The sequence below is a fragment of the Streptomyces sp. WAC04114 genome (assembly GCF_019733245.1).
Lineage (GTDB): Bacteria > Actinomycetota > Actinomycetes > Streptomycetales > Streptomycetaceae > Streptomyces > Streptomyces massasporeus_A.
The window spans coordinates 37,584-50,194 of record NZ_JAIGQA010000043.1; the positions used below are offsets into that span (position 1 = coordinate 37,584).

Sequence of the window (12,611 nt, forward strand, 5' to 3'; positions counted from 1 at the left end):
TCCTGATAGGCAAGTGAACACTTGCCTATCCTGGGGTCGTGGCCGATGACCTTTTCAAAGCCTTGGCCGACCCCACCCGTCGCACCATCCTCGACGAGCTCGCCGAGAAGTCCGGGCAGACGCTGTTCGAGATCTGCTCGCGGCTGAGCATGAAGCATCAGCTCGGCATCTCGCGTCAGGCGGTCTCCCAGCACCTCGCGGTGCTGGAGGCCGCCGGGCTCGTCGAGACCAGGCGGGAGGGCCGCTACAAGTTCCACGACCTGAACACGGCCCCGCTGCGCCACATCACCGAGAGATGGCTCGAACGCGGGGCGCCCGGACCCGAAGAGAGCACCCCATGAAGATCCATCTCACCAGCGTCTTCGTCGACGACCAGGCCGAGGCCCTCCGCTTCTACACCGAGGTCCTCGGCTTCGTGAAGAAGTACGACGTCCCCGTGGGCGAGACGGACCGGTGGCTGACCGTCGTCTCCCCCGAGAACCCCGGCGGCCCGGAGCTGCTCCTGGAGCCCGCCGGTCATCCGGCCGTCAAGCCCTACCGTGACGCGCTCGCCGCCGACGGCATCCCGCTCGCCCAGTTCGCCGTCGACGACGTCCGGGCCGAGTACGAGCGCCTGAGCGGCCTCGGTGTCCGCTTCACCCAAGAGCCCCTGGACATGGGCCCCGTGACCACGGCCGTCTTCGACGACACCTGCGGCAACCTGATCCAGATCGCGACCCGGCCGCAGGAGTAGCGCGGCGGTACCTCCGCGGCGGCCGGTGGACGCATCCCGGGAGAACGCATGGCGGAGCTCCGTGACGTCGGGGTCGACGTCGTCGACGTCCTCGGCACCATGGTCGACGAACCCGGCGGCCGGCGGTCGGCCGTACAGGAAGCGACAGGCCTGCCCGACGCGGCGACCGCCGACGAGTTCGTCGCCCTGCGGCAGCAGCCGTTCACCGGTTCGGCGGTCGTCGCGGCGCGCCTAGGGGCGCCCCCGTAGACGCGTCGGCGGCCCGCGGGAGGTGATCCCGCGGGCCGCCGCCCACCACAAACCGTCAGTTGTGCACCGCTTCCGCCTCCTGCGGGACGTGGCTCGCCACGATCCGCTCGCGTCCGGCGGCCGGAGCCCGGCGCCGGTCCACCGCGTAGGCCAGCGACGCCACGGCCAGGCCGAGGACGGCCAGGGCCACACCGGCCAGGGCCGGGGAGGTGACGCCGAAGCCCGCGGCCAGCGCGAGGCCGCCGATCCAGGCGCCGCCGGCGTTGGCCAGGTTGAAGGCGGCCTGGTTGGCGGAGGAGGCCAGGGACGGGGCCGCGGAGGCCTTCTCCATGACCATCAGCTGGAGCGGGGAGCCGGTGGCGAAGGCCGCCATGCCGAGCAGGGTGACGGCGACCGCGGCGGTGAGCTCCGTGCGCATCAGGAGCGGGAACAGCGCCAGCACCGCCACCAGCGCGGTCAGGCCGCCGAACAGCGTGCCGCGCAGCGAGTGGTCGGCCAGCCGGCCGCCCAGCAGGTTGCCGGCGGTCGCGCCGACACCGAACAGCGCCAGCAGCAGGGTGACGCTGGCGCCGGCGTAGCCGGCGGCGTCCGTGAGCATCGGCGTGATGTAGCTGTAGGCCGCGAAGAGGGCGCCGAAGCCCGCGACGGTGGTGCCGAGCGACAGCCAGACCGGGAGGGAGCGCAGGGCGGCGAGTTCGCCGCGCAGACCCTGGGCGGTGGTGTGCTTGTGGTCGTGCGGGATGAGGAACGCGAGCGCGGCGATCGCCGCCAGGCCGATGGCGCTGACGCCGAGGAAGGTCGCCCTCCAGCCGAGGTTCTGCCCCATGAGGGTGGCGGCCGGCACGCCCAGGACGTTCGCGACCGTCAGACCGAGGAACATCAACGAGACCGAGCGCGCCTTGCGTTCGGGGGCGACCATGTTCATCGCGACGACGGCGCCCACGCCGAAGAAGGCGCCGTGCGGCAGTCCGCTCAGGAAGCGGGCGGCCAGCAGCCAGCCGTTGTCCGGCGCGAGGGCCGACAGGGCGTTGCCCACGACGAACAGTCCCATCAGGCCGATCAGGACCGTGCGCCGGGACATCCTGGCGGTGACCGCGGCCAGCAGCGGGGCGCCGATGACGACGCCCAGCGCGTACGCCGACACCAGATGGCCGGCGCCGGGTATCGAGATGTTCAGGTCGTCCGCGACATCGGGCAGCAGCCCCATCATCACGAACTCGGTCGTACCGATGCCGAAGGCGCCCACGGCGAGGGCGAGCAGGGCCAGGGGCATGAGTGAGCCTTTCGAGACTTGCTTGAAGATCCGTACGCGTATGTTCAAGTACGGAACAAAGTCTCTCAGGCGCGCTATTCCACGAGGTGACGCCTCAGCTGCGGATTTCTGACGGCAGCGCCCTGACCAGCGGCTTTCAGGAACCGCTTGTGGTGACCCTCACACGGGCCGCGACCGGCAGATGGTCGCTGCCCGTCTGCGGAAGGGTCCACGAGCTCTCCGGCTTCAGGCCCCGGACCATGATCTGGTCGATGCGCGCCATCGGGAACGACGCGGGCCAGCTGAAGCCGAACCCGCTGCCGGCCGCGCCCTGCGTCGAACGCATCTGGGAGGTGACGGCGTTGAGCGCGCGGTCGTTCATCGTGCCGTTGAGGTCGCCGAGCAGGACGACGTTCTTCAGCGGCTCGTCGGCGATGGCCTCGCCGAGGTAGTCGGCGCTGCGGTCGCGCTGGCGGGCCGTGAAGCCGGCCTCCATCTTCACGCGCACGGACGGCAGATGGGCGACGTAGACCGCCAACTGCCCGGACGGGGCGGTCACCGTGGCGCGCATCGCACGCGTCCAGCCCATGTCGAGGTCGACGTCGCGCACGCCGCTCAGCGGGTACTTGCTCCATACGCCGACCGTGCCCTGCACCGAGTGGTAGCGATATGTCGACGCCAGCGCCTTCTCGTACGTGGGGACGGCGGCCGGCGTCAGCTCCTCCAGGGCCAGCACGTCCGCGCCGGAGGCGGCCACGTCACGGGCGGTGCCGGACGGGTCCGGATTGTCGGCGTTGACGTTGTGCGTGACCACCGTGAGGTCACCACCGGCCGCCGCCTTGTCGCTGAGCTGGCCGCCGAAGAGGTTCAGCCAGACCACGGACGGCAGCACCACCGCGATCAGCGCGGTCGCGGACCTGCGGACCAGGGCGAGGACGAGCAGTACCGGGACGAGCAGCCCCAGCCACGGCAGGAACGTCTCGATGAGGCTGCCCAGGTTGCCGAACGCGTTCGGGATGCGCGAGTGCAGCACCATGACCAGGGCCAGCAGCACCGCGCACGCGGTGACGAGCAGTCCGCGCCGCCAGATCCGGGGGTCGCCCCGCCAGGGGCCCGCCAGCCGGTCGAACAGGCGCCGAAGCCGGGTTCCCCGGTGCTCGGGCCCCGAGCCGCCGTTTTCCGTCTCCGTCATGTACGCCTGCTGCGCCATACCGTCGCCTCACTGCCTGCCGTGCACACCATCGCCCCCGTGTCCTTACGACCCTAGGGGATGATCCGTTCCGTTCCCGCCGTCCTCCGACGGCCGTACGGGGGCGATGACGTTCGAGTCCCCGCGGGGAGTTCCGATGGGACCCCGCGAAAGCGCCCTCTGTGACGAAACGCGCACACTAGTGCCGCGGCAGGCAACGTTTGCCCGTCAAGGAGCGGCGTCCGGTGCGTGCTCTCGGCGTGCCGGCCGGAAGCCCTTGTACTGGATGTACTTGGGCTTTCGGCCGGTGCGGCGAGAGGGCGTGCCGGACGTCGTGACGGGGCGAACGTTGCCTGTCGGGGCACTAGGAGCCGTCGGAGGCCGATCTGACGGACGGTGAGCCGCCGGGGCGCAGGCCTTCGAGCAGGGTGTCGACGACCTGCTCGGCGAGGTCGTCGGGGAGGTCGGCGTCGGGGCGCAGCACGGCGCGTACGAGAACCGGGCCGACGAACAGGTCGTTCAGGAGTTCGAGGTCGAGGTCCGTGCGCAGTTCGCCGTTCTCCCGGCCGCGGCGCAGGACCTCCAGGCCGAGCCGGCGGCGCGGGGCGACGACCGTGGCGTGGTACGCCGCCCACAGCTTCGGACTGCTCTTCATCTGGGCCTGCACGCTGTGCAGGATCGCCGAGGAGCGGTTGGCCAGTCCGCGCCGGCGCACCTGCTCCAGCAGGACCACGAGGTCGTCGCGCATGGAGGTGCCGGGCAGCGGCGGGTCCGGGGGCTCCGCGGCGCGCACGACGTCGACGAAGAGTTCCTCCTTGCCGCTCCAGCGGCGGTAGATGGTGGCCTTGCCGACGCCGGCGGTGCGGGCGATGCGCTCGATGGACAGCTCCGCGAGGGGCACGCCCTCCTCCAGGAGCTTCATCACGCCCTCGATGATGGCGCGCTCGACGGCCTCGCTTCTGGGGCGGCCCCTCGCGGGTCCGCCGTGCGGGGAGTGCCGTTCGGCGAGGCTCACGTCGCTGCGTCCTTTCCTGACCGGGTGGAGACCGTTCCTGACTTTCACGACTGTCACGGACGGTGAATTCTTCCCTAGGCCTACGCCCGCGTGTGCGACAACTCCTTCTCTCCCTCGCCCTGCTGGGGCGGCGCCGGTGGCCTGCCCGGCAGGAACAGCGCCACGACGACCGCACCGATCAGCGCGATGCCCGCACCCCACAGGGCGGTGGTGTGCATCGCGTGCAGGAACGCGTCGTGGGCCGGGGCGACGAGGGACTCGCCCCGGGGGCCGAGCTTGTCCGCGACGCCGAGCGTGGCCTCGATGGACTCCCCCGCGGTGTGCCGCAGGGCCGGGGGCAGGACGCCGAGCTTGTCCTCGATGCCCGTGCGGTACGCCGTGGACAGCACCGAGCCGAGGACGGCGACGCCGAGAGCCCCGCCGACCTGCCGGAAGGTGTTGCTGAGCGCGGAGGCGGAGCCGGCCTTCTCGCGGGGCAGGGCCTGCATGATGACGACGCTGACCGGCGTCATGATGTGCGCCATGCCGGCCCCCATGAGGAAGAAGATCACTTCCAGGATCCAGATGGGGGTGTCCGTGTCCAGGGTGGCGAAGGCGGCCAGCATGGCGGCGATGACGACCATGCCGGCCGTGGTCGTGACCCGGTTGCCGAACCGGTCGACCACCAGCCGGGTGCGCGGCGCGAAGATCAGCTGGGCGGCGGCCAGCGGCAGCATCAGCAGACCGGTCTGCAGCGGCGAGTAACCGCGCACGCTCTGCGTGTAGAAGACGGCGAAGAAGGTCACGCCCATCAGGGCGAAGAAGACCAGCGCGATGGCGGCGATGGCGGCCGAGAAGACCTTGTCCTTGAAGTACGTGACGTCTATCGACGGGTGGTCGCTGCGCTTCTCGAACACGACGAAGGCGACGAGCACGGCGAGTCCGGCGGCGATGGTCGCCAGCACGGTCGCCTCGGTGAAGTCGGCGAGCTGGCCGCCCTTGATGATGCCGTAGACGAGCAGCACCAGACCGACGACGGACAGCACGACGCCGACGGGGTCGATCCGGCCGGGACGCGGATCGCGCGAGTCGGGCACCAGCCAGAGCATCAGCGCCAGCCCGAGCACCACGATCGGCACGTTGACCAGGAAGACCGAGCCCCACCAGAAGTGCTCGAGCAGGACGCCGCCGGTGATCGGGCCGATGGCGACGGCGAGGCCGACGCCGCCCGCCCAGATGCCGATGGCCTTGGGCTGCTCCTCGCGCTCGAAGACGTTCATGAGGACGGCGAGGGTGGCGGGCATGACGAACGCGGCACCCAGCCCCATCACGGCCCGGAAGGCGATCAGCTCGCCCGGCGAGCCGGAGAACGCGGCGAGCGCGGACCCGAGGCCGAACACGGCCAGACCGCCGATCAGCACCTTCTTGCGGCCCAGCCGGTCGCCGAGCAGCCCCGCGGTGAACAGCAGGCCCGCGAAGACGAGGGTGTAGGCGTTGATCGCCCACTCCAGCTGGCTCTGGGTGGCGCCCAGGCCGGTGGGGGCCGGGGTGGAGATCGTCTTGATGGCGACGTTCAGGATCGAGTTGTCGAGCACGACGATCAGCAGGCTGAGCATCAGCACGCCGAGGATCGCCCAGCGGCGCCGGTGCACCGCTTCCGGTACGCGCGGGCCGGTGGGGGCGGCCGGGTCGGCAGGATTAGTCATGGGTCCGAGCCTAGAACCATTTCGATACGAGACCGTCTCGTATTGGAATACTCTTACCCGGATCTTACGTGGCTTTCGCTTCCGGGATCGGTTCCGGTTCCGGCTCCGGCTCCGGTTGGGGCTCCGGGCGGAACTCACGGGGGCGGAACTCACAGGGGCTCCCCTAGCCCTCGATGGCACGAGGTGCCACCATGGACGTGGTCCGGGGACGCCGTCAGGGCGCCTCGAGATGACGTGTTAGGAGCCGTGCAATGACGCAGCTTCCGGCTGCCCAGACTGCTCAGACCAAGCCCTCCGACGGCGGCAAGGCGCTGTACGGGGGCAAGGGCACCCGCCGTATCACCGTGCGGGACATCGCCGCCGCCAAGGAGCGCGGCGAGAAGTGGCCGATGCTCACCGCGTACGACGCGATGACCGCGTCCGTCTTCGACGAGGCCGGCATCCCGGTGATGCTCGTCGGCGACTCGGCGGGCAACTGCCACCTGGGGTACGAGACGACCGTGCCCGTCACCCTCGACGAGATGACGATGCTGTCGGCGGCGGTCGTACGGGGGACCTCCCGGGCCCTGATCGTCGGCGACCTGCCCTTCGGCTCCTACCAGGAGGGTCCGGTGCAGGCGCTGCGCTCGGCGACCCGGCTGGTGAAGGAGGCCGGAGTGCAGGCGGTGAAGCTGGAGGGGGGCGAGCGGTCGCACGAGCAGATCCGGCTGCTCGTCGAGTCCGGCATCCCGGTCATGGCGCACATCGGCCTGACCCCCCAGTCGGTCAACGCCATGGGCTACCGCGTGCAGGGCCGGGGCGAGGAGGCGGCACAGCAGCTGCTGCGGGACGCGAAGGCCGTGCAGGACGCGGGCGCGTTCGCGGTGGTGCTGGAGCTGGTCCCCGCGGAGCTGGCCGCCGAGGTGACGCGGGTGCTGCACATCCCCACCGTGGGGATCGGGGCGGGCCCCGAGACCGACGCGCAGGTGCTGGTGTGGACGGACATGCTGGGCCTGACCGGTGGGCGGGTGCCGAAGTTCGTGAAGCAGTACGCCAACCTGCGTGAGGTGATGGGCGACGCGGTGAAGGCGTTCGCCGACGAGGTCGTCGGCGGAACGTTCCCGCAGGAGGAGAACTCCGTCCACTAGAGAGCCACAGCGGTACCTCGTCCCCTAGAGAGCCACAGCGGTACCACGGACAGCCCGTCGGCCTTCCCCCAGCCGACGGGCTGTTCCCTTTCCGCCGGGAGCATCCCGCCGCCGGTACCACCGACAGGGGGTGTCGGCGGCCTGTCGGTGATTTGTCGGTGGGCACTGAGACCGTCTGTCTCATGACGCGAATCGACACACGAACCGGCGGCGCCGCTGTGACCGTGCGGGGGCTGGTGAAGCACTACGGGGAGACCAAGGCTCTGGACGGGGTCGACCTGGAGGTGCGGGAGGGCACCGTGATGGGGGTGCTCGGACCGAACGGCGCCGGGAAGACCACCCTCGTGCGGATCCTGTCCACGCTGCTGGCACCCGACTCGGGCCGGGCCACGGTGGCCGGCTACGACGTCGTACGGCAGCCGCGGCAGCTGCGGCGGGTGATAGGCCTCACCGGGCAGTACGCCTCCGTCGACGAGAAGCTCCCCGGCTGGGAGAACCTGTACATGATCGGCCGACTGCTCGACCTGCCCCGCAAGGAGGCACGCAGGCGGGCCGACGAGCTGCTGGAGCGGTTCTCGCTGACCGAGGCCGCCAAACGGCCCGCCAGCACCTACTCCGGCGGCATGCGGCGGCGGCTCGACCTGGCCGCCTCGATGATCGGCCGGCCCGCCGTCCTCTTCCTCGACGAACCGACCACCGGGCTCGACCCGCGCACCCGCAACGAGGTGTGGGACGAGGTCAAGGCCATGGTCGGCGACGGTGTGACCGTGCTGCTGACCACGCAGTACATGGAGGAGGCCGAGCAGCTCGCCTCCGAGCTGACGGTCGTGGACAAGGGGCAGGTCGTCGCGGGCGGGGGCATCGAGGAGCTCAAGGCCAAGGTCGGCGGGCGGACCCTGCGGATCCGGCCGGCCGACGCCGTGCACCTGCGGCCGCTCGCCGGATACCTGGACGAGCTCGGCATCACCGGGCTCGCGACCACCACCGTGGACGCCGCCTCCGGCACCCTGCTGGTCCCGATCCTCAGTGACGAGCAGCTCACCGCCGTCGTGTGCGCCGTCACCTCCCGCGGCATCACACTCGCCGCCGTCACCACCGAACTGCCCAGCCTGGACGAGGTGTTCCTGTCCCTCACCGGCCACCGTGCCAGTGCCCCGCAGGACGCCACGCCCGCCGAGGACCGCGAAGAGGTCACCGTATGAGCGCCGCCACTGTCCCCACCCCCGTGACGAAGGACGACGCCCACATCTCGCTGCGCGGGCACATGCGGCACACCGGTGCCCTCGTCCGCCGCAACCTGCTGTGGATCCGCCAGGACCCGGAGTCGATGGCCGACGCGCTGCTGATGCCGGTCATCTTCACCCTGCTGTTCGTGTTCGTGTTCGGCGGCTCGATCGGGCAGGCGCTGGGCGGCGGGCAGGACCGGTACGTGCAGTACGTGATCCCCGGCATGATCGCGATGATGAGCATGACGCTGTCCCAGGGCGTCGGCACCGGCTTCAGCCAGGACTTCAACTCCGGTGTCATGGACCGCTTCCGGTCCCTGCCCATCGGACGCGGCTCGGTGCTGTTCGCGAAGATCTCGGTGGAACTGCTGCGGATGCTGTTCGCGACCGCGGTCCTCATGATCGTCTCCGTGGCGGTCGGGTTCGAGATCACCAACTGGCCCGGGCTGTTCGCGGCCGTCGCGCTGTCCACCGCGTTCGCCTCGTCGATCATGTGGGTGTTCCTCACCCTGGGCGTGATGATGAAGAGTGCGCAGTCCGTGCAGGCGATGGGCTTCCTGGTGCTGTTCCCGCTCCAGTTCGGCTCGTCGATCTTCGCGCCGACCACGTCCATGCCCGGCTGGCTCCAGGCCTTCACCGACTACAACCCGCTGTCCACGCTCGCGGACGCCGCGCGCGGTCTGATGGTGGGCGGTCCGGTCGCGCACGACCTGTGGGTGACGCTCGGCTGGTCGGTGGCGATCACGGCCGTGATGGCGCCCGTCGCGATCCACAAGTTCCGCACCAAGAGCTGACCGGGACGGACCGGTCCGATCCGCGTCAGAGCAGGGCGGTGGCCTCCTCGATGGACAGGCCGCCGCCCTCGGCGTACGCGGCCTCGTACACCTGGTCGCCCAGCAGCGCCCGGGTGTGCCGCTCCGCCTGCTCGCGGGTCTCGCGCTCCTGCGACTGGGCCACGTGGCCGGGCGGCAGCAGGGTGTCGAAGGCACCGAGGCAGCGGGCCGCGTCCGCGGCACGCCGCCCGCCGTCGAGGGCGGCCAGCGCACGGGCACCGATGACCAGGTAACTCGAGCGCATATGGGGTGCGATGGCCTCGGACAGCGGGTCGGCGGCCCGCTCGATCCCCTTGCGGATCCGCTCCAGGCAGTCCTCGTACCGTCCCTCCGCGGCGTCCAGCCATGCCTCGGTCGCCAGGATGAACGTGTCGAAGACGATGAAGTGGGCGATGCGGAAGTCCTGGCGCAGCCGCCGCAGTTGCTCGCGCGCCTCGGTGGCACGGCCCGTCATGCCGAGCCGGCCGGCGAGGAACAGCCGGGCGGCGGGCATGGCCTCGCTGTGCGACTCCTCGTGCTGGGCGATCACCTCGCGCAGCAGCCGCTCGCCGCGTTCGCCCTCGCCGGCCTCCAGCAGGGCGCTGCCGAGCCGGGCGCTGAGGACGGCCGCCTGGGCGCGGGCGCCGAGATGCTCGGCGTGCCCGATGGCCGCCTCGTAGTCGGCGGCGGCCAGGGCGTAGTCACCCCGGCGTTCATGGGCCTCGGCGCGGGCGGAGAGGGCCTCGGCGGTGCCCCAGGCGTCGCCGATGCGCCGGTAGATCTCCAGCGACTCGTCGGCGTCACGGGCGGCGTCGCCCGCCCAGTCCGTGCGGTTGGCGAGGAAGTTGGCCCGCATCTGGAGGCCGGAGGCGAGCTCCCAGTCGAAACCCGGGGTCTGCCGGCAGGTGCGGATGGACGCGTCGATGATGACGCGCAGCCGGTCCATGTCGCCGGTCAGCATCACGGCGAAGAACCAAAGCAGGCCGGGCAGCCGGCAGTTCTGCGGCAGGCCGGGCTCGTAGGTCCGGGCGATGGCGCGCAGCTTCTCCTGGGAGCGCGGGTTCTGCCAGGCGTCCAGCTCGGTGTCCATGCAGGCGAGATGGGCCAGGTGGATGCCGCGCCGGGCTTCCGCGAGGACCTCGCCGGTCATCGGGGGCGGGGCGTCGGTGCAGCGCTCCCACACCGCGACGGCCGGGCGGACGGGCTCGGCGAAGGGGTCGGGTCCGAGCGTCATGACCTCACGGCACCAGTTGCGCGCCTCGATGCGCAGGTCGCGCATCTGCCAGTACCAGACGAGGGACAACGCCAGGCACAGCGCCTCCTGCTCGTCGCGCAGGGCCACGGCGTGGCGCAGCGCGGTCCGCAGGTTCTCGTACTCCCGCTCCAGCCGGTGGATCGCGGCGAGCTGGCCGGGGCCCCGCAGCAACGGGTCGGTCAGGCGGGCCAGTTCACGGAAGTACGTCAGGTGGGCGCGCTCGGCGTCGGCGCGCTGCCCGGACTCGTCCAGCCGTTCACCGGCGTACTCGGCGACGGTCTCCAGGAGCCGGTAGCGCATCTCCCCGCCGGCCGAACCGTCCGGCGGGGCGGCCACGACCAGGGAGCGGTCGACGAGGGAGCCGAGCGCTTCCAGGGCGGCCGGTCCGCACACCGCCTCGGCGGCGGGCAGGTCGCAGCCGCCGGCGAACACCGACAGCCGCCGCAGGACGTCGCGTTCGTCCTTGTCGAGCAGCTCCCAGGACCAGTCGACGACGGCTCTCAGGGTCTGCTGCCGGGGCAGGACGGTGCGGCTGCCGGAGGTGAGGAGACGGAAGCGGTCGTCGAGCCGGTCGGCGATCTGGCGGGGGGTGAGCACGCGCAGCCGGGCGGCGGCCAGTTCGATGGCCAGCGGCAGGCCGTCGAGGCGCCGGCAGATCTCGGCGCACGCCCCGGGGTCGTCCTCGATCCGGAAGCCGGGCCGGGCCGCCGCACCCCGGTCGGCGAGCAGCCGCAGCGCGACCGGCTCGGGCAGCGGCTCCACCGGGCGGAGCAACTCCCCCGGTACGCCCAGAGGTTCGCGACTGGTGGCCAGGACGGTGAGGTCCGGACAGCGCGCCAGCAGCTCCTCGGTGAGCCGGGCGGCGGCGTCGGCGACATGCTCGCAGTTGTCGAGGATCAGCAGCATGCGGGGCCGCGAGCAGTGCTCGGCGAGCCGTTCGACGGGATCGTCCAGCCGGTCCGCGACAGCCGCCCGGATGCCCTCGGCGCCGGCACCGTACAGCACGGTCTCGCGGGCCCCTACGGCGGTGAGCACGGCCTCCGGTACGGCGTCGGGGTCGTCGACGGGTGCGAGTTCGGCGAGCCACACGCCGCCGGGCATGGTCGCGCGCACGGCCTCGGCGGCCTCCTGCGACAGCCGGGTCTTCCCCGCGCCGCCCGGCCCGAGCAGGGTGACCAGACGGGCCGCCGCGAGGTCCCCGCGGATGGTCTCGATGTCCGTCTCCCTGCCGATGAAGGAGGTGAGACGGGCTCGGAGGTTACCGGCGGACCGGGCCGGCGCGGGCCCGGGTGTGTCCCCCAGCCGGAGCAACTCCGCGTGCAGGGAACGCAGTTCAGGCCCCGGGTCTGCGCCGAGGCGGTCGGCGAGGAGGCGTCGGACGTCCTCGTAGGCGTCCAGTGCCTCCGCCGCGCGGCCGGCGTCCCGCAGGGCGCGCAGCCGCAGCGCATGGAGGGGCTCGTCCAGGGGGTGGCCGTCGCACAGGGCGGTCAGTTCCGGCAGGGACTGCTCGGCCTGGCCGAGGGCGAGGGCGGCGGTGTGGCGGGCCCGCAGCACGTCCAGGCGGCGGGTGTCCCGGCGGGCCGCCTCGGCGGTGCGGTCGGGCAGGTCGGCGAGGGCAGGGCCGCGCCACAGGGCGAGGGCGTCGTCGAGGACCACGACGGCCTTGGCGGGGTCGCCGTCGGCCAGGGCCCGCAGCCCCTCGTCGGCCAGCCGCTCGAACCGGTGCAGGTCGACGTCGTCGGGGGCGGCCGTGAGCCGGTAGCCGCCCTCGACGGAGGCGACCGCGTCCGCCCCGAGCGCCCGCCGCAACCGCCCGACCAGCGCCTGCAGCGCGCCGGACGCGTCGGCGGGCGGCTGCCCGCCCCACACTTCGTCGACGAGCAGCCCCGCGGGCACGGTCCGTCCGGCCCGCAGCGCGAGCACGGTCAGCAGCGCACGCAACCGCGCCCCACCGACCGAAACGACGGTCCCGTCGCTGCGAAGCGCCTGCGTGGTGCCGAGGATGCGGTAGTGCACGGGCTCATTGTCTCCGGTGTACGGGGGCGGGTCACGGCGGTCGGTGCGGCGG

At 71.9% G+C, this 12,611-nt stretch carries 11 protein-coding genes; 6 read left to right on the forward strand and 5 right to left on the reverse strand.

From position 1 onward, the window contains the following. The first annotated feature begins 38 nt into the window (after nt 1-38). Genes K4G64_RS14620 through K4G64_RS14630 form a run of 3 tightly spaced genes read left to right on the forward strand, consistent with a single transcriptional unit; the run spans nt 39 to nt 982 of the window. Nucleotides 39-341, forward strand: a complete 303-nt coding sequence (locus tag K4G64_RS14620; protein WP_221756470.1) for a helix-turn-helix transcriptional regulator — start codon at nt 39-41, stop codon at nt 339-341. Then, on the forward strand, nt 338-733 hold the full coding sequence (locus K4G64_RS14625; RefSeq protein ID WP_221756471.1) for a VOC family protein: 396 nt from the start codon (nt 338-340) through the stop codon (nt 731-733). Before K4G64_RS14620 ends, K4G64_RS14625 begins: the two co-directional genes overlap by 4 nt. 48 nt (nt 734-781) lie before the next feature. Then, the gene (locus K4G64_RS14630) at nt 782-982 is read left to right on the forward strand and encodes a hypothetical protein (protein WP_221756472.1); all 201 of its coding nucleotides are present in this window, start codon (nt 782-784) and stop codon (nt 980-982) included. A 55-nt stretch (nt 983-1,037) separates the two neighbouring features. Here K4G64_RS14630 and K4G64_RS14635 read toward each other — a convergent pair whose 3' ends face one another. The 4 genes from K4G64_RS14635 to K4G64_RS14650 form a co-directional block, all read right to left on the reverse strand. After that, the gene (locus K4G64_RS14635; protein WP_221756473.1) at nt 1,038-2,255 is read right to left on the reverse strand and encodes an MFS transporter; all 1,218 of its coding nucleotides are present in this window, start codon (nt 2,253-2,255) and stop codon (nt 1,038-1,040) included. Nucleotides 2,256-2,391: 136 nt separating this feature from the next. Further along, the gene (locus K4G64_RS14640) at nt 2,392-3,444 is read right to left on the reverse strand and encodes an endonuclease/exonuclease/phosphatase family protein (RefSeq protein WP_221756474.1); all 1,053 of its coding nucleotides are present in this window, start codon (nt 3,442-3,444) and stop codon (nt 2,392-2,394) included. Nucleotides 3,445-3,787: 343 nt separating this feature from the next. Beyond that, nucleotides 3,788-4,438 carry a TetR/AcrR family transcriptional regulator gene (locus tag K4G64_RS14645; protein WP_221756475.1) on the reverse strand — a complete coding sequence of 217 codons (651 nt, stop codon included), beginning with the start codon at nt 4,436-4,438 and terminating at the stop codon, nt 3,788-3,790. Between the two features lie 80 nt (nt 4,439-4,518). Next, nucleotides 4,519-6,123, reverse strand: a complete 1,605-nt coding sequence (locus K4G64_RS14650; RefSeq protein WP_221756476.1) for an MFS transporter — start codon at nt 6,121-6,123, stop codon at nt 4,519-4,521. A gap of 251 nt (nt 6,124-6,374) precedes the next feature. Here K4G64_RS14650 and panB point away from each other — a divergent pair, with 251 nt between their 5' ends. The 3 genes from panB (at nt 6,375) to K4G64_RS14665 (ending at nt 9,270) form a co-directional block, all read left to right on the forward strand. Continuing rightward, nucleotides 6,375-7,250 (forward strand): 3-methyl-2-oxobutanoate hydroxymethyltransferase, encoded by an 876-nt coding sequence (gene panB / locus K4G64_RS14655; RefSeq protein ID WP_097216257.1) that lies wholly within the window; start codon nt 6,375-6,377, stop codon nt 7,248-7,250. 182 nt (nt 7,251-7,432) lie between these two features. Beyond that, on the forward strand, nt 7,433-8,452 hold the full coding sequence (locus K4G64_RS14660; protein WP_221756477.1) for an ATP-binding cassette domain-containing protein: 1,020 nt from the start codon (nt 7,433-7,435) through the stop codon (nt 8,450-8,452). Next, nucleotides 8,449-9,270, forward strand: coding sequence for an ABC transporter permease (locus tag K4G64_RS14665; protein ID WP_221756478.1), 822 nt, complete (start codon nt 8,449-8,451; stop codon nt 9,268-9,270). Before K4G64_RS14660 ends, K4G64_RS14665 begins: the two co-directional genes overlap by 4 nt. A gap of 25 nt (nt 9,271-9,295) precedes the next feature. Here the strand turns inward: K4G64_RS14665 and K4G64_RS14670 are convergent, their stop codons facing one another. Continuing rightward, nucleotides 9,296-12,559, reverse strand: coding sequence for a BTAD domain-containing putative transcriptional regulator (locus K4G64_RS14670; RefSeq protein WP_221756479.1), 3,264 nt, complete (start codon nt 12,557-12,559; stop codon nt 9,296-9,298). Between the last annotated feature and the right edge of the window lie 52 nt (nt 12,560-12,611).